17 protein-coding genes are annotated in these 17,145 nt (G+C 63.6%); 4 read left to right on the top strand and 13 right to left on the bottom strand.

Annotation, left to right across the window (positions count from 1 at the left end):
• Positions 1-24: 24 nt before the first annotated feature.
• From ACSVHC_RS14085 to ACSVHC_RS14075, 3 genes are all read right to left on the bottom strand, one after another.
• A complete protein-coding gene (locus tag ACSVHC_RS14085) occupies positions 25-600 on the bottom strand; it encodes an adenylate kinase (RefSeq protein WP_439181390.1) in 576 nt (191 codons plus the stop codon).
• Positions 601-706: 106 nt separating this feature from the next.
• A complete protein-coding gene (locus ACSVHC_RS14080; RefSeq protein ID WP_437771452.1) occupies positions 707-1,639 on the bottom strand; it encodes a threonine/serine dehydratase in 933 nt (310 codons plus the stop codon).
• A 90-nt stretch (positions 1,640-1,729) separates the two neighbouring features.
• Complete coding sequence (locus ACSVHC_RS14075; protein ID WP_437771453.1) at positions 1,730-2,002, bottom strand: hypothetical protein; 273 nt, start codon at positions 2,000-2,002, stop codon at positions 1,730-1,732.
• Between the two features lie 205 nt (positions 2,003-2,207).
• Here ACSVHC_RS14075 and ACSVHC_RS14070 point away from each other — a divergent pair, with 205 nt between their 5' ends.
• The 3 genes from ACSVHC_RS14070 to ACSVHC_RS14060 all read left to right on the top strand — a co-directional run bounded on the left by ACSVHC_RS14070 (position 2,208) and on the right by ACSVHC_RS14060 (position 6,827).
• A complete protein-coding gene (locus tag ACSVHC_RS14070; RefSeq protein ID WP_439181031.1) occupies positions 2,208-4,382 on the top strand; it encodes a transglycosylase domain-containing protein in 2,175 nt (724 codons plus the stop codon).
• Between the two features lie 220 nt (positions 4,383-4,602).
• Positions 4,603-6,312 (top strand): alkaline phosphatase family protein, encoded by a 1,710-nt coding sequence (locus ACSVHC_RS14065; RefSeq protein WP_439181030.1) that lies wholly within the window; start codon positions 4,603-4,605, stop codon positions 6,310-6,312.
• A gap of 173 nt (positions 6,313-6,485) precedes the next feature.
• Positions 6,486-6,827 carry a hypothetical protein gene (locus ACSVHC_RS14060; protein WP_437771456.1) on the top strand — a complete coding sequence of 114 codons (342 nt, stop codon included), beginning with the start codon at positions 6,486-6,488 and terminating at the stop codon, positions 6,825-6,827.
• 55 nt (positions 6,828-6,882) lie between these two features.
• On the opposite strand, the gene ACSVHC_RS14055 is transcribed toward ACSVHC_RS14060, so the two are convergent.
• The 4 genes from ACSVHC_RS14055 to ACSVHC_RS14040 form a co-directional block, all read right to left on the bottom strand.
• Positions 6,883-8,175: an ISL3 family transposase gene (locus ACSVHC_RS14055; RefSeq protein WP_439180982.1), complete on the bottom strand. Its 1,293-nt coding sequence runs from the start codon at positions 8,173-8,175 to the stop codon at positions 6,883-6,885.
• Positions 8,176-8,415: 240 nt separating this feature from the next.
• On the bottom strand, positions 8,416-8,715 hold the full coding sequence (locus ACSVHC_RS14050; protein ID WP_437771457.1) for a ribbon-helix-helix domain-containing protein: 300 nt from the start codon (positions 8,713-8,715) through the stop codon (positions 8,416-8,418).
• Positions 8,716-8,827: 112 nt separating this feature from the next.
• Complete coding sequence (locus ACSVHC_RS14045; protein ID WP_437771458.1) at positions 8,828-9,322, bottom strand: ester cyclase; 495 nt, start codon at positions 9,320-9,322, stop codon at positions 8,828-8,830.
• A 205-nt stretch (positions 9,323-9,527) separates the two neighbouring features.
• Positions 9,528-10,196 (bottom strand): alpha/beta fold hydrolase, encoded by a 669-nt coding sequence (locus ACSVHC_RS14040; RefSeq protein WP_437771459.1) that lies wholly within the window; start codon positions 10,194-10,196, stop codon positions 9,528-9,530.
• A 191-nt stretch (positions 10,197-10,387) separates the two neighbouring features.
• Between ACSVHC_RS14040 and ACSVHC_RS14035 the strand changes: the two genes are divergently transcribed.
• Positions 10,388-11,893 (top strand): CYTH and CHAD domain-containing protein, encoded by a 1,506-nt coding sequence (locus tag ACSVHC_RS14035; RefSeq protein ID WP_439181029.1) that lies wholly within the window; start codon positions 10,388-10,390, stop codon positions 11,891-11,893.
• Between the two features lie 54 nt (positions 11,894-11,947).
• Here the strand turns inward: ACSVHC_RS14035 and ACSVHC_RS14030 are convergent, their stop codons facing one another.
• From ACSVHC_RS14030 to ACSVHC_RS14005, 6 genes are all read right to left on the bottom strand, one after another.
• A complete protein-coding gene (locus ACSVHC_RS14030) occupies positions 11,948-12,250 on the bottom strand; it encodes a DUF4193 domain-containing protein (RefSeq protein WP_059389433.1) in 303 nt (100 codons plus the stop codon).
• A 61-nt stretch (positions 12,251-12,311) separates the two neighbouring features.
• On the bottom strand, positions 12,312-13,085 hold the full coding sequence (locus ACSVHC_RS14025; RefSeq protein WP_437771461.1) for a copper homeostasis protein CutC: 774 nt from the start codon (positions 13,083-13,085) through the stop codon (positions 12,312-12,314).
• A 27-nt stretch (positions 13,086-13,112) separates the two neighbouring features.
• Positions 13,113-14,282 (bottom strand): ROK family protein, encoded by a 1,170-nt coding sequence (locus ACSVHC_RS14020; RefSeq protein ID WP_439181028.1) that lies wholly within the window; start codon positions 14,280-14,282, stop codon positions 13,113-13,115.
• Positions 14,283-14,314: 32 nt separating this feature from the next.
• Complete coding sequence (locus ACSVHC_RS14015) at positions 14,315-15,331, bottom strand: ROK family protein (protein ID WP_437771463.1); 1,017 nt, start codon at positions 15,329-15,331, stop codon at positions 14,315-14,317.
• Between the two features lies 1 nt (position 15,332).
• Positions 15,333-16,172, bottom strand: a complete 840-nt coding sequence (locus ACSVHC_RS14010) for a carbohydrate ABC transporter permease (RefSeq protein ID WP_437771464.1) — start codon at positions 16,170-16,172, stop codon at positions 15,333-15,335.
• Entirely contained in the window at positions 16,173-17,135 is a 963-nt protein-coding gene (locus ACSVHC_RS14005) for a carbohydrate ABC transporter permease (RefSeq protein ID WP_437771465.1), read from the bottom strand. It lies immediately after the preceding gene.
• Between the last annotated feature and the right edge of the window lie 10 nt (positions 17,136-17,145).

Here is a 17,145-nt window from a genome sequence, read left to right as displayed (position 1 = left end):
TTTGGCCGGTAGACGGTTGACCGTTCACAGTCCCTTCCCTAGTGCTGATTCGATGGCGGCTATGGCCTTGGCCGTGATCTCTTCCCGCCGGCCGGAACCATCCACGGCGAGCACGATTCCGCGCTCGGAGTATCGCTCGACCACGGCCTGTGTCTCGTTGCGGTAAAGCTCCAGGCGACGCCGGATCACCGGTGCCGTGTCATCGCTTCGGCCCTGTTCCTGCGCCCTGAGGAGCATCCGCGCGACGAGCTGGTCGTCATCGACCGTTAGTTCGACGACGGCATCGAGCTGCTGCCGGTTGCCGGCCAAAATGCCGTCCAGTGCCTCGATCTGCGCCGTCGTTCGGGGATATCCGTCCAGGAGGAATCCTGCCAGGACATCGGCGTTGCCAAGCCGCTGACGGACCATGGCATTCGTGACGTGATCCGGGACGAACTCGCCGCTGTCCATGTACTTGCTGGCTTCGGCTCCGAGTTCTGTCTTGCCCCCGACGTGTGCGCGAAAGATGTCTCCCGTGGAAATGGCAGGTATGCCGAAATGACCGGCGATGTGCTCAGCCTGGGTACCTTTGCCCGAGCCAGGAGGCCCCATGATGATCAATCGCAAGTGTCACCTGTCCGTTCGTGAAGCGGTTTTGCGTGCCCCGGCGTTGTGGCTCGAGCTTAGCAACTGTGGAGCGCTCGCGGCAGGGCTGCGGCTGGCTGCTTCAGACCGTCGCGGGGTCGGTGTTGGCGCCGCAGAGGATCACGGCCACCCGTTCCCCTTCTGCCGGAACATACGCTCCGGAGTTCACGGCCGCGAAAGCGGCGGCTGCGCCATGTTCCACGACAATCCGGTACTGCTCCCAGAGCAGGGCGCGCGCCGCGGCGATGTCGTCGTCGGACACCAGGACCGTCCGGACGCCGGTGCGGACGGCCACCTCGAAGCCGATCCGGCCGATCTGCCGGGCGCCCAGGGAATCTGCGGCGATCCCGGAGACGGCTACGTCAACGGGTGCGCCCGCAGCGAGGGCCGAATAGAGGGTGGGAGCATTGTCCGGCTCGACGCCGACAACCCTGGCGTGGCCTTCGACGGCGGCCGCGATTCCCGCCATGAGCCCGCCGCCTCCTACGGCCACCACCACGGTGTCTATCCGGCCCAGTTGTTCCAGGAGTTCCGAGCCGACGGTGCCGGCGCCAGCGGCGATTTCGGCTTGATCGTAGGCGTGGCAATAGACTGCACCGGTTTCCGCGGCGTAGTCGAGGGCGGCCTCAAACGCTTCGGCGTACTCGGTTCCGCGCTGGACCACCGTGGCTCCGCTGGCCTTGAGTTTCTTGACCTTGACGGCGGGTGCGGTTTCGGGGACAAAAACGGTCGCCGGCACACCGAGCTGCGCCGCGGCATAGGCATTCGCCAGGCCCGCGTTGCCTCCCGAGGCGACGACGATTCCAACATCGTCCTTCAGCTCACCGCGCTCCCGCGCGGCGAGCACGCGGTTGAAGGCACCCCTCGCCTTGAACGTCCCCGTGTGCTGCATGAACTCGCATTTGAACCACAATTGTCCGGGCACCGTTCCGGCATCCGCTTCGAAAACGGGGGTGCGGCGGATCCTCCCCGCAATCCGGGCGGCAGCTTCGTCGACGTCGACGCGTGTGATCATGGAAGTCCTCGTTCCGTGCGGTCAGAGCAAGTGCAGGGCTAAGACTCAGGCTATCGCCTACGTAGGCCCGCGCCGCCAGGCGGCGGTGGGCTAGAGGGACTCGACGTCGGCCGTTCCGAGCTGCTGCCGGCGTGCCTGGCGGTTCCGCCACCACCGGCGGGCAAGGTCCACTGCGGCCCAGATTCCGGCGAGCGGAGAGAGCACGACGACGCCGTAGATGAAAATCATCCACGTCAGGATGGCTAAGGGCTGCTGGGCCCCGCTCAACCAGGACAACCCGCCGAGCAAGCCGATCGTCCAGAACAAAACCACGCCCAAGAGCACTGCTCCCGCCGGAAAGTACTCGCTCCTCACAACAGCCATCAGTGTCTCCACTGGCTGCCACCTGCCTTCCATCACCGCACCCGAATAACTTCAGTATGCATCCGGAAAAACGCCGGACACGGTCAGCGCGCGGGCGAAGTGACGAACATAACCGCGGGTGCCGCGTCGCCACGGACTTAGGGGCCTATGTGACGGGTGGAATGGCGGCGTAATCTGAAAACACGCACGGTTGATAGCTGGAAAAATGGCTCGGAAAAACAACCCGAAAAGTGGTTTGGCCAGGGTCCTGCGAAGGATCTTCGGATTCTTCCTGGTGAGTGCTGTTTGTGGCGTCTTGGCCGCCGGGCTAGTAGTCCCCGGTGTGGCGTCGGCCGGGATGGCCGTCAGCGGTTCGATCCAGTACTTCGACAACCTCCCGGGTGACCTGGTGGTCAACTCGCCGTCGCAGTCGACCAAAGTGCTCAGCGCAGACGGAAAGACGATCGCCACCTTTTATGCGGAGAACCGTGTCCGGGTCAGCCTGGACCAGATGTCGCCCTACATCAAGGACGCGATTGTAGCCGTCGAGGACAACCGCTTCTACGAGCACGGCGGCATCGATCCCCAGGGGATCCTCAGGGCATTGGCCTCCAATTTCACCAAGGGCACCAACGAGGGTGCGTCGACCCTCACCCAGCAGTACGTGACCAACGTACTCAACGAGTCCCGTTTGGCGGCAGGCCAGACCGGACAAGTGGTGTTGAGCGGCCAGAAAACCCTGGGTGACAAGGTGCGGGAGATGAAGCTCGCCGTCGAACTCGAGAAGAAATTCACGAAGGACCAGATCCTGGAGGGCTACCTCAATATCGTGTTCTTCAACAGGGACGCGTACGGCATCGAAGCGGCGGCGCAGCACTTCTTCAGCGTTTCCGCCAAGGACCTCAGCCTTCCACAGGCCGCACTTCTCGCCGGCCTGGTCAACAGTCCCAGCTACTTCGACCCCTCCGTCCATCCGGACAACTCCATCCAACGGCGCAACCTTGTGCTGTCCGACATGCTCGCGCAGCACAAGATCCAACAGGCAGCGTATGCAGCGGCCGTCGCCACTCCCATCAAGCTCAACATCACCCCTGGGAAGCAAGGCTGCGCAGCAGCAGACATGGCCGTGTATTTCTGCGACTACATCTCCCACCTCATCCTCAACGACCCTGTATACGGTGCCAACGTCACGGACCGGGAACAGCTTCTGTACCGCGGCGGGCTGACGATCGCAACCACCTTGGACAGCCGACTGCAGGCAGTGGCACAGCAGCAGGTCGATGCCACGGCAGGGGCAAACCCGGACAAATGGGGCGCCTCCTTGGTCTCGGTGCAGCCCGGCACGGGCAAGATCCTGGCCATGGCACAGAACACGGTTTTCCTGTCCGCGCCCGGCAAATTCGATACCCAGCTCAATTTCAACGTTGATTCCGTGGACGTCAACGGCAATGATCTCAACGGAGCCGGAGGCTTCCAGCCAGGTTCCGCCATGAAGCCGTTCACTTTCACTGAGTGGCTCAACGAGGGCAAGTCCTTGACTACAGTGGTGGACGCGTCGCGGAGGGTCTATCCACTCGGATTCCCTTGGAGGGACAGCTGCGGGAAGGTACTCGGCGGCTACAGCACGGCCCAGAAAATCGCCGGCCTTGGCACGGCTGATGATCTCCGCAACAACGACGAGGGCTACTACCGCCAAATGCCCGTCAACTACGGGCTCTACAACTCCATCAACACCGCAACGTTTGCCGAGGCAGCCCAACTGGACTTCTGCGGCATCCAGAAGGTGGTGGATGCGGTGGGTCTCCACAGTGGCGTGGACAACGCACCCGTGAACATGCACCAATTGGGCAATCTCCTCGGCGGCACCGAAATATCACCCCTGGTGATGGCCGATGCCTTTGCCACTTTCGCCAACGACGGCACGTACTGCGCGCCGATCGCCATTGTGGGCATCACGGATCCATCCGGCGGGAAGCTGCCCGCCCAAGCCACTTCATGCCGCCCGGCCATCAAGCCCGAGGTTGCCCGCGGCGTCGACTCCGTGCTCCAGGACGTCCTAAAACGGGGGTCCGGCATCTACATTCAACCGAAGGTCCAGGACCTGTTGCCTACCGCGGCAAAAACGGGAACGAACAACAGCAACGGCTCCACCTGGGTGGTCGGATTCACCACCGGGCTCGCCACGGCGTCTTTCTTCGGCGACACCATGGCAGGACAGAGCCGGCCCGGACAGAACGTCACCATCAACGGCAAGTTCTACACGGCCATCGACGGCTACATGCTGGCTGGCCCGCAATGGGCCAACTACATGACGCAGGTCGCCGGACTGTACCCGGCGGCAGCCTTCCCGGCGCCGCCCCCGTCCATGGCGGGAACGCCCACGCCGAGTCCTACCCGCTGAGTTTCAGAATTCCTCTCATGTAGCCGCGTACCCCCGGCCGCCACGGGGTATGCGGATTTCCTGTGAGTTTCGGAAGAGTTGGGCTACCCGCAATTGAACCTATCGTGAACGTTTCCGCGGTGATGCCCAATCGGCGGGACGGATCCCCTCGCCACAGCAAGAATCATCCGGGGACGCATTCTCGATCGATAAGAACGCAATAGCGAAGGGTCTTATTTTGATGAAGATAGCCAAGAAAAACGGGCTTGCCACAGCAGCGGTCCTGGGGGCCGTCCTGATGGCCGGATCCGCGGTGGCGCCGGCGATGGCCGACGACGCTTCCCGCGGCGGCCAGGACGTCCAGGGCCAGCAAGGATCAGACAGCAAGGGCCAGGGCGGCCAGGGCGAAACGTCGAAGCACGTCCTGCTGCTTTCGGTGGACGGCCTCCACCAGAAGGACCTGGATTTGTACGTGAAGAACCACCCGACGTCGGCACTGGCGTCGCTGGTCAACCACGGGACCAGCTACACGCACGCCCAGACCCCCGTGCCTTCAGATTCCTTCCCTGGCATGGTCGGCCAGCTGACCGGTGGAAATCCCGGGACCACCGGCGTCTACTACGACGACACCTTCAACCGCGCACTCCTGCCGGCAGGCACAACGGACTGCAAGAACACTGCGCCCGGCGCCGAAGTGGCCTTCACCGAAGCCGCCGACAAGAACCGGAACGCCCTCGACGCCGGCCAGGGCCTGCCCGGGCTTCCGGCGAGCATCCTGAACATGACGGGACAGCCCGGTGCACTCCTCGACCCGGCCGCGCTCCCCGTTGACCCGGCCACGTGCAAGCCGGTCTACCCTCACCAGTACTTGAAGGTGAACACGGTTTTCGAGGTGGCGAAGAGCGCCGGCCTGACCACCGCGTGGTCGGGCAAGCACCCGGCCTACGAGATCCTGAACGGCCCCTCCGGCAAGGGCCTGGATGACCTGTTCACCCCTGAGATCAACAGCAAGGCCCCCGCTCCGTTCACTGACGACTGGACCAAGGACAACGCAGCGACCCAGCAGTATGACGGCTACAAGGTCCAGGCCGTGCTCAACGAAATCGGCGGCAAGGACCACTCCGGGACCCAGACGGCGGCAGTCCCGGGCATCTTCGGGATGAACTTCCAGACGGTCTCGACGGCACAGAAGCTCCCGACGTCGGACGGCCTCACTGGCGGTTACCTCCAGGGCGGCACCGTTCCAGGGCCGCTCTTGAGCAAAGCCCTGGACTTCGTCAACGCTTCCGTGGGTAAATTCGAGTCCGCGCTAGAGACGTCCGGCCATGCAAAGGACACCACGGTGATCCTTTCTGCCAAGCACGGGCAATCGCCGATGGACGCTTCGACGCTGACGAGGGTGCCTGACAGCGCCATCATCGACGGCCTGAACGCAGCATGGAAGTCGGCCCACCCCGGCTCCGCAAACCTCGTGGCGTTCTCCACCGACGACGACATCATGCAGCTGTGGCTTTCGGACCACTCGCAGGCCGCAGCGCAGTTTGCCAAGGACTACCTCGCAACGCACAGTGCCGCCGGGAACGACATCAACGGAGCTGCCAAGACCGTGACGACCTCGGGGTTGAGCAAGGTCTATGCGGGCAGCGAAGTTGCAAACTACTTCGGCACCCAAACCAGCGATGCACGCTACCCGGACATCCTGGGGATCGCCCAGACCGGCGTTGTTTACACCGGCGGCAAGTCCAAGATCGCCGAACACGGCGGAGCCAGCGCGGACGACCGCGATGTGCCGCTCGTGATCTCCGGGGCCAATGACGAACACGCCCGGACCGTGACCACGGCGGTCGAGACGACGCAGATTGCGCCGACCATCCTGAAGACCCTTGGCCTGGATCCGAACAAGCTGCAGGCCGTTCAGATCGAGGGGACCAAAACCCTCCCGCAGCGCTGATCCAGCGCGCTTCGAACACTGGAGGGGTTCCACGGCCGGACGGCCGTGGGACCCCTCCCTTGTACTCATCCAAGCCTGGGCTGTACGAAAAGGACCGTTCCGCTGCCTATGCCTGCATTGGGCGCCACGCCCCGTCTGCTTACAATCAAACGTCAGCAACTACTGAGGGAACCATGAAGAAAATCACCACAACCCTGCTCGCGGCCGGGCTCCTCCTCTCCGCTTCAGCCTGCTCGGCACCGCAGCAGCTGAGCACCGCGGACACCTGCAGCCGGGTCAAGACCGTCATCTCGAACCCCACGAACACCACGGACAAAACGGGAACCATCCGCGTAGCCAACCAGCTCCGCCCGATCGAAGCCGTGTCCTCGGATGAGCTGAAGCCCACCCTGAAGACGCTTGTGGACTACCTGGACGAGTCCTCGAAGGACAAACCGGATACCGCGAAGCTCGATGCCATGAAGAACGATTACCAGAACGCGGGCACCAATTACAGCAAGTACTGCGGCGGCTAAAGCCGGTTTACAGGCTCTTGGTGGTTGGTGGGGAAAGGGATTCCCGGGATGAGTGTCATGCCGCCGTCCGGACGGCACTTCTCAAGAGAATAACCGATTTGTAGTTGGCCGGGTTGCGGTAACCGCGGGCGGTGCGTTTGATGTTCTTTATGGCGGTGTTGTTGGCTTCGACCTTGCCTGTCGTGGCCCCGGTAATGATCAGCACCTCGATCTCTTTCCACCACCGGCAGACGGTGCGGTAGAGCCTGTTCGTTTCCGGTCGTGCGGCTGCCTTGACCAGTTCCTCGAGTGCGTTCTTCGCCGTCGCGGCGTCCTGAAGGGAGCCGGTGCGCAGCAATACCCTGAGCTGTTCCTTGACCTTCCAGACAGCCTGGAGCGTGCCGGTCGGATCGTCGGCGGCGAACACTTCTGCTAGCCGGTGGGCTGCCTTCTCCGTGAGGGTATCGCCAGCGCGCAGGAGAAGCATCCGGTGCGCCCAGGCCTTGTCGACGGTCCTTCCGCGGCGGCCCTTGACCTGTTGGGAGAGGTTCTGCCGTGTCTCGGTCACGGCCTGGTTGGCCAGGGAGATCAGGTGGAAGTGATCGACGGCGACAGCGGTCCGGGGAAGCCACATCCGCAACGCCTTTCGGAACGCCGCCGAAGGGTCGATCGCCACGACCTGCACGGCCAGACGCCATGCCAGGGGCCGGGCGAAGAGCCACTCCCCGACGCCCTTGTGGTCCCGTCCATCCACGACGCCCAGCACCTGACCGGTGTCCAGATCGACAATGGTGGTCATCCACGGCTCGAACCGCGTCCAGACCTTTGATTCGGGGTCCTGGAAGTAGCGCACGGACCGGAACCGGTGCTCATCGATGCCCAGCATTCTCGGGCTCAGCCGGTCCACATCCGGAAGGGTGAGGAAGCACGCTTCGTTGAGCGCGGCCCGGACCATCCACCAGGACACCGCGAACGCGGCAGCAGTCTCGGAGACGGCCCGGCCCGAACGGATGACAGCATCCACGAGCTGGTCACGGAGCCGGCCGGTCGAGCGGGCACGCCGCGGGACCTGGGCGGTGGACTCAAAGAACGAGAGCCTCTCGCACGCCGGTTCTTCGCAGTACCAGCGGTACTTGGACCAGAGGACCTCCACGGGGCCGGCGACAGGAATGTCCCGGATCCGCTGGAAGCGGCGTTCCTTCCGCCGTGACGCTACCACCCCGCAGGTGGGGCAGCCCGGTGGCTGGTCGGTTTCGACAATGACCCGGCGGCCGCCGTCGGGACTCAGGCCGGTGGAGATGACACGGTAGTCGGGCAGGTTGAAGATGCTGGTGGCAGCGTCGGCTGCTGCCCCGGTAGGCTCGTTCAAGGCTCGTGGTCCTGTTCCAGGTTGAATGCTTAGACACACTCATCCCAGCAGGGCCACGGGCCCCTTTGTCTTCAACGACACGAACTCAATTCCCCACCAACCACGAAGAGCCGGTTTACATTCCCGACCCTCGCCTAGGACGCCGCCTCCTTTGCGACGCGCCAAATACCTGTCGCCCAGGGAATTCCGGCTGCGTCAGGCATTCAGCGCAGCGCCCGGCATTCAGCGCCTCATTAGGCTCTACAGCGCGCTGTGCTTCCCGAACGGATGGTGGCCCGTGGCTGGCTGTCCGTGGCTCCCCAGCCATTCGGACAGTGCCTCGCGCAAGATCTCGCTGGGCGTGAGACTGAGCGTTTGCGAAGCCGACTCCAAGGCGCGGTCCAGTTCGTCAGGGATCTGGAAATCCAAGGGCGAGGGATGGTTGCTTTCCCGGGTATCGGCAGGCAAACCATCACCGCGCAGCAGCTTGCCGACGGCTGGCTTCATGTCGTTTTCGGTCCACGCCGAAAGGCGCTCGAAATGAGTCACATCTCGTGTCATGATTTTCCCTCCCAACAATCAAGCATCCTCCGTTGGCGGGCCGCAGTCACCATCTACGAGTAATTACTCTCTAACTATCGGGAATTGAGTCGGGGCGGCGAGGGCGCTGGGGTCATGTTCCGATTCCGCGGCCTGCCAGTCGCCGGATCATCGCCACGATTTTCGGCGGACCGGGCTGCTTGATGACCCCAAGCTGAAGCATCGCCGTGAGGTCATCACGAGTGGCCCAATGCTCAGCGAGCTTGCCGTCCTCGATCCTGAACCAGTGCGATTGACGCGCGGACATGCGTTTGCCGGTGGCAGGACCGCGCCCATTAAGGCGCCCGAGGTTGGTGCCTTCCGACAAGACGCGGACGGCCACCGTGTCGCCGTCCGCGGCAATCGCCTCGATCGTCATGGTGATGTCGGGAAACTGGGCAAGTAGCCACTGCACGGTTTCGCGCATCGCTTGGGGTCCGACGACGGCGCCCGGCTCTGTAGTCCCGAAGGGAGCCCGGGCGTGTTCGATGTATGAATCGGCCATGATCTGGCCACAAACGTCCAGTTGCCTCTGGTTCCAGATTTCCTCGAAGTGGCGCCGCACCAGGTCCTTGTTGGCTTCACTCATAGGAAGGCCTCCTCCAGATAGGTGGTTAGGCGGAGGTCGACCGGGCCCGTTCGAAGACCCAAGAGTCGCGGAACGGACCCGGCGCTCACGCTTAAGGGTGAGACCGCGACGGACATCGATCAGCGCAGGGCTGGTGCCGTCAGAGTGATCTTAGGGCCTGGGCCGATTCCGGTCTAGGGAATCGGACGCCCGGGATCGCAAAAGTTCATCGACCCAAGAGGTAGTCCGCAACCCCAGCCGGATTCGACAGCCCAAGGAGATGCCCGCCGGGGAGGACATCCGGTTCAAGCCCGAGGCGATCGCGGGCTACCCTGCGTTGGAACCCAAGCGGGAAGAACCGGTCCCCCTCGCCGCTGAGCACTCTGATGGGCACGGCAGGCCACTCCATGAATTCGCAGCGCGACGCGAAGACTGCGTTCGCCTCGGGCCGCTGGTGCGGTTCCCCCTCGGCCGCCACCTCCGGCGGAACGTCATGAAGGAAGTACTCGTTCACATCGAACTCTTCGCTGTAGCCGCCGGCCGCGGCAGCGCTCTTGCGTGCGTCCTCCCAGCCCGTGTTGTCCCACCATGCACCAGGGGTCTCACCCGGGTTGGGAATCATCGCGTTGACGAACACGATCTCCGCGACGCCGGGCCGGGTGCCCACCATGGGCGCCGTGAAACCGCCAAGCGATTGCGCAACAAGCACGACGTCGGTTCGGCCACTGATTGCCGCCCCAACCAAGCATGCGTACTCGGGCAGGCCCGCACTTTCGTCGTCTCCCGGCAGATCAACGGCTACGGCATCATGGCCTGCCTCCTGCAAGAGGGGGACGACGCGGCTCCAATACCAGGCTGAGCCACCTGCTCCGGGCACCAGCACGAACGAGTTCACGAGGCATCCCCGGAGAAATCATCAACAAACGGACCAAGGCTCGGCGTCGAAGTCATGCCCACATTCTTCCCCACATCCCCGCGCCCGCAAGGGAGCCGCTGGAGATACCTTGGCCCGGTCTTTCCCTGCCGGAGGCCTGGTGGGAGGATGCCTATAGGTGCGGTCAAGCTACGAGAAGGACGGGAAACGACATGTCGACCCAGGAATCCGTGGAAACAGAACGCAAGTATGACGCTGACTTGGAAACACCCCTTCCCGCGTTCGGGGACATTGCCGGCGTCGATCAAGTCGCTGACCCAGCAGATCATCAACTCGAGGCCGTCTACTTCGACACGGACGGCCTCATCCTTGCCAAACACCGCATCACCTTGCGGCGCCGAACCGGCGGCACCGATTCAGGCTGGCATCTGAAACTACCGGCAGACCGGGGCACACGCGTGGAGATACAGGCGCCGCTGGGGCAGCCTGAGTCCGTTCCAGAGGAACTGGCAGAGAAGGTCCTCGTGTTCACCCGCGGCGATGAACTCAGGCCCGTGGCGCGGATCCATACCCGCCGCACTGTGCACCGGCTGCACGGAAGCGAGGACGTCACCCTTGCCGACTTCGCGGATGACCACGTGACAGCCGAGACCTTGCACCCAGTGCAGATGGAGAGGAAATGGCGGGAATGGGAAATAGAGCTGGTCCACGGCGATGAAGCCCTGTTTGAGAGTGCGGAGCGCGTCTTGTCAGGGACCGGCGCAACCCCCTCAGGGCACGCTTCCAAGCTGGCCCGCGCATTCGGAACCGCTTGGCCAGCCGCCGTGCCGGCGCCACCGAAAGCCCGACCGAAGGGTTCTGCGGGAGACGCAGTAGTTGCCTACATAGCCGCGCAGATTGCCGAAATCACCGCGCTGGACTCCGGGGTCCGGCAAGGCGCCGACGACGCCGTTCACGGCATGCGCTCGGCTACCCGCAGGCTCCGCTCGACTTTGTCCGCCTACGGCAAGCTCTTCGACGCCGACGCCGCGGACCACCTCAAGACCGAACTGAAATGGCTGACCAAGGTCCTGGGCAAGGCCCGCGATGCCGAGGTGCTGCGCGACCGGATCGGGGAACTCTTGAATGAGCAGCCCGACGGCTTGGTACCGGCTCCAGCTGCCACCAAGATCAATGACGAACTCGAGGCCGCCTTCAACTCCGGGTATCGCGAGATGCTCCGTTCTTTGGGAACGAAACGCTATTTCCGGCTCCTGGGAGCGCTTGAGGATTTCCGCGACTCGCCCCCCGCGAGGACTCGTGCCGGGAAGAAGGCCCGTCCCGTCACCGCCAAGCTGGCCAACAAAGCGATCAACCGGTTACGCCGGTCCCAGAAGGCAGCGGTCCGGCACACCGGCGTCGAAAACGACACGGCCTTGCATCAGGTCCGCAAAGACGCCAAACGGCTGCGCCATGCAGCCGAAGCGTTGCAAGACGTCCATGGGAAGCCAGCCGTGCGCCTGGTCCGTGACGCCCGTGAGTTCCAGAAGATCCTAGGAGAGCACCAGGACAGCGTCGTAAGCCGTTCGGTGCTGCTCCGCCTCGCGAACGATGCCGGCGGATCGGTGGAGGACAACTCGCCTTATGGCCCCCTGCTCGCTGCCGAAGAGCAGCGAGCCGCGGACTCCTGGGCCCGCTATGAAAAGCTCGCCAAGAAGAAGCGCCTGAATCCCCTGTGATGAACGCAACAGTGTGGGACGCAAGTCTGAGGGACGGGGCTGGGCCTCAGAGAATCAGCCTTCGCACTCCACGCAGTACGCGTGGCCGTTCTTTTCACGGGCAATCTGGGAGCGGTGACGGACGAGGAAACACGAGTAGCACGTGAACTCGTCTTCCTTCTGGGGAACGACCGCAATGATCAGTTCCTCAGCTACGAATTCGCCACCTGGTACCTCATTGCCTTCAAAAGCATCGGCTTCGTCCAGCTCCCGCACAACGCTGCGAGCGTCCGGAGCATTGGCAGACTGCAGGGCCTGAAGTGACGTGCTTTGGGATTCCGCGACGTCGGAGCGGAGTTCGTCGTAATCGGTTGCCACCTGGTGTTATCTCTTCTCTTGTATATTTGCTGGCGAATGTGCAACATACACCATGCAGCTGCTATTCCCCACATAGTGGCGAAAATCGTGGCCCGATCGTCATGTCAGCTTTCGCGGTGCGCATTGCCCTGACCATCCGCTCCACTGTCGCCGGATGCGTGACTGAGCGTATCCCATCCCCGCCGCCTGGTCCGGACGGGGCGGAATCGACCATGAGCTTACGGCCTGAGAAGTGTATGTCACGGATTCCCGCGGCCAAAAGCGCAGGAACAGCCTGCTCAGTGACACCGCCGCCGGCCATGACGGCAACCTCACTGGGTAGGGCAGCGACCATGCGTTTGAGCATGTCAATACCGTTGCCGGCGGCCCGGGCTGCGCCCGAGGTGAGAATGCGCCGCGCACCCAGCCGGGCGGCGTCGTCCACGGCTTGAAGCGGATCCCGGGCCGCATCCACCGCACGGTGGAACGTGACGAAGGTCCCGCCCGCCGCATCGATCAGCGCTTCAGCGCCCGCGACGTCGACGCCGCCTGAAGCGGTCAGCAGTCCGACGACCACCCCGTCAGCGCCGAGGGCAAGCGACTGCCGGACATCCCGCCTCATGACCTCGATTTCACCCGGTGTATAGATAAAACCGCCCGGCCGCGGGCGGATAAGCACGTGGACGAAATCCTGGCGACCGGCGTCGAGCGCGAGCCCGGCGGCTGCTTCAACTAGGCCGGCGCTCGGGGTGAGGCCGCCGGTCTCAAGTGCTGAACAGAGTTCGACGCGGTCCGCGCCGGCTTCGATGGCACAGCGAACACCGTCCAGGTCCTGGACGCATATCTCAATTTTCATGGTTCTCCGGTTGGACGGGCCGAATGTTCACGAGGCAAGCACGGTGCGCAGGCAAAGCTGTCCTGCGCCGAGAAGGCCTGCCTGCGAACCGGCGAGCGAGGCTTCGATCACGATGTTCTTGGTGGCGAGCGGATGGCAGCTTTCGTATAGCTGCGAGCGCACAGCGGCGACATACGGCTCCAATTGCGAAAGTCCGCCGCCCAGCACCACCACGTCCGGGTTCACGAAATTCACCACAATGCTGAGGGTTTGCCCCAGAATCCGGCCGGCAGTACGGACTCGCGTTGTGGTGTGCGGATCACCGTTGTTGACCTGCCGGACAATGTCGTTGATGTCCGCTGCATCGATCCCGACGGCGGCCAGGTCACGGATGATGGCGGACCCGCTGGCCACCGTCTCGAGGCAGCCGCGGTTGCCGCAAGAGCATGGCGCGTCGCCCGCGGCCGGGATCTGCACGTGGGCGATGTCTCCGGCAGCGCCGGTGGAGCCCCGGTAGACCTGCCCGTCAATGATGAGACCGCAGCCGATCGCGGCACCTGCTTTGAGGAACAGCGTGTTCTGCCGGACCTTGGAATCGGGTGATTCCCGCTGGCGCAGCGTGTGCTCACCCAAAGCCATCATGTTGGCGTCGTTGTCCACAACCGCCAAAGTCCCGAATTCCTCGGCAAGCCAATTCCGGACTTTGAATTCGTGCCAGCCGCGCATCCTGGACGGCGAGTCGAGCGCACCCAAGGCAAAGTTGACCGGACCGGGCAAGGACATCCCTACCCCGCGCAGCGGAGGGTCGACGGCCGGATCGCTCAGGTCACGCATCATCGCCGCGGCCTGCGGCAGAACCACTTCGGGGCCGTCGTTGATGTCGATGGTCCTGATTTCGGAGACAAGCAGATTGCCGGAGAGGTTGAGCCTGCCGACCCACAAATGATGGGCGCCCAAGTCCGCCGCCAGGATGAAGCCCGCGTCCGGGACCAGTTCCAGGAGGGTAGGCCTCCGGCCTCCGGTCGCCGAACCCGAACCGCTCTCGCTGATGAGCCCGGCTTCCATCAGCTCGTTCACCTTGATGGTGATGGTGGACGGGGCAAGGTTCAGGGTGCGGGCGAGGTCGGCGCGGGACCTCGCCCGGCCGCTGGCGATCATGGACAGGATGCTGGAGGAGTATTCGGTCAGCGCGATGTCCCGGGGGCCGGTTCTTTTCACGGTCTTGGCGTAGGAAGGCTTGTAACCCAAAGTCAGTCCCTCCAGGGGCTCGGTGTCTGCCGCCCGCCGGTGGGCGGCTCTTTGCAGAGTAGCTGACGGGCCTGCACCGCGCCGCCGAGAAGCCCTGCCGAAGAGCCGAACCGCGCAGGAAGGAGCAAAGGCCTGCGGTGGAAACTCAGGATAGAGTCCAGCCGGTCCGCCACCGGGACAAGGAGCGCGTCGCCGGCATTGGACAGGCCGCCGCCGAAGATGACGGCCTGCGGTGCCAGAAGGGCGACGCTCTGCGCGATCGCCAGCGCGAGGCCGTCATATGCCTGCTCCAGGACCCCGACGGCGGCCGAATCACCCGCTGCCGCGGCCTCCATGACTTCCTTCGCGCCGACCACGGGCACGCCGGACACGGCTGAATAATTGCGAGCGATGGCGGACGCCGAGGACACCGTCTGCAGGCATCCCGACGCGCCGCAAGTGCACGGGATGGCCGTTGTGCTCGTGAGTGGCTCCATGCGGGCATGGCCGATTTCTCCGGCGTATCCGTCGCCGTCGTACACCTCGCCGTCCAGGATGACCGCACTGGCGATCCCGGTGCCGATGACCAACACCAGGGCGTTCCGCAGCCCCTTCGCGGCACCCAGGCGGTGCTCTGCCAAACCGGCCACCTGCACGTCGTTGCCGAGTACCACAGGAAGCCCGACGCGCGCCTCCAACGCGGAGGAGAGCGCGAAGTCGGTCCAGCCTAGATTCACGGCGGAGACCACGACGCCCGTGCTTGCATCCACAATCCCCGGCGCGTTGACGGCGATTGCCTGGGGCCGTCGATCCGGGGGCTCAGCTCGGTAGGTAGCGACGAGGCCGGACAGTTGGTCCAGGAACTCCCCCGGCGAAGCTATCGCCGTTGGCGTGGTTCCCTGGTGCGCGAAGCGGCCGGTGGAATCCACGACCCCGTATTTGAGGTCGGTTCCGCCGACGTCGAAAACCATCACCGGAGCGCCCGGTCCCAGAATCAACGACGTCGGCGGGGAACCGGCGGTTTGTACGCTCAGCTGCATCTCAGCCTTTCACCGCACCAGCAACGAGGCCCTGGGCCATCTTCTTCTGGACGATGACGAAGAGAATGATCACGGGTAGGGCCATGAGGGTGGACCCGGCCATGATCCCGCCCCAGTCCGTTGCCTGATTCTGGCCGCTGAAGCCTTGGATCCAGAGCGGAAGTGTCTTGCTGTTGTCGCTGCTCAGCAGGACAAGTGCCAACGTGTATTCATTCCACGCGGCCAGGAAGGCGAAGATCCCGGAGGCCACGAGTCCGGAGCCCAGCAGCGGAAAGGTCACCCGGAAGAATGCGCCCATTCGGGAGCAACCGTCGATCATGGCAGACTCTTCGAGCTCCACCGGGACCCCGTCAACGAATCCCTTGAGCATCCAGATAGTGAAAGGCACGGATGCCCCGATATACAGCAGGCTCAGGCCGAGGACGGAGTTGAGCAGGTGCCAGCTGTCGATCATCTTGTACTGGGAAATGAACATGGCTTCGGCCGGGATCATCTGGATCACGAGCACCGAGATGATGACGATCTTGCGGCCTTTGAATCGAAAGCGGCTGAGCGCCATGCTCGCGAAGAAGGCGAAAAGCAGTGCGGCCACCACCACAATCAAGGCAACGCCGAAGCTCATCCGCAGGGCGGACCAGAAACGGCTGTCGTGGAGCACTGTCTCGTAGTGCGCCCAGGTGAAGTCGAGCGGCAGGAACGACGGCGTGCGGGACTGCAAGGCGTCGTCCGTGACGAGCGAATTGTTGACCAACCAGTAGACCGGGAATATCCACAGCAGACCGAAGACCAGGCCGGTGAGGTTGGCCGCCGAGCGGCGGACGGGGCTGGGTTTGAGCGCCATTCAGACTTCTCCCTGCTTCAGGAATTGGGTGACATAACGCCACGTGAGGAGCAACGTGATCATCAGCATGATCAGGGCGGTCGCGGAAGCCACGCCGTAGTCGCCACCGGACAAGCCCACCTGGTAGACGTAGGTGCCAAGGACGTTGGTCTGCTCGGTGATGCCGCCGTTTTTCTGGAGGATGAAGATCTGCGTAAAGACCCGCAGGTCCCAGATGATTTCGAGGATCGTGACCAGCAGGAGAACCGGGGCAATGGTGGGTACGGTGATTTCCCGGAATTGCTTCCAGCCGTTGGCGCCGTCCAGCGTTGAGGCCTCCAGCATGGACTCATCGATTTGGGTGACTGATGCGTAGACCATGAAGACCACTAGCGGCACGCTCATCCAGACGACCAGGATGGCCGCTACTGCGAAGAAGGTCAGGGGGTTGGAAAACCAGTTGTAGCCGGCCATCCCTTGCAGTCCCAGCCCGGCCAGTGTCCAGTCGACCACCCCGGACCTGGAATCGAAGATCCACTGGAACACCTGGAGCGAGGACAACACGGGCATCGCCCACGCGAGCAGCATGGCGGCCTGGACGAAGACGGAGACCGACCGGGAGAGTTTGGTGAGCAGAAGCGCGCCTCCGATCCCGATGGCCATTGTCAGTGCGGCACACACAAGGCAGAAGGCAAGGGATCTTCCCAGGGTGAGCCAGAATGCCGAATCGCCGAGCACCCGGGTGAAATTGTCGAACCCGACGAATTCCGCGGGTTTGCCAAACTGTTGCTCAAGGGAAAAGTGTTGGAACGCCATGGTGATTTGGCGGAGCAACGGGTAGCCCATGTCCACCAGGACAATAAGCACCGCGGGAAGCAGAAGAATGTATGGCAGGGGGTTGCGCCTGCGTTTCCTGGGGGCCGCTGGTTCGGTCCGGTCGGGGAGGATCCCTTCCGGCTTCGCCCGCGTACTGGTTACGGTCATGGCTTCGGTC

The organism is Arthrobacter sp. KNU-44 (genome assembly GCF_051843155.1).
In the GTDB taxonomy this organism is placed as follows: domain Bacteria; phylum Actinomycetota; class Actinomycetes; order Actinomycetales; family Micrococcaceae; genus Arthrobacter.
The sequence above is the reverse complement of the archived record's forward strand: the minus strand, read 5'-3'. Positions and strand labels throughout refer to the sequence as shown.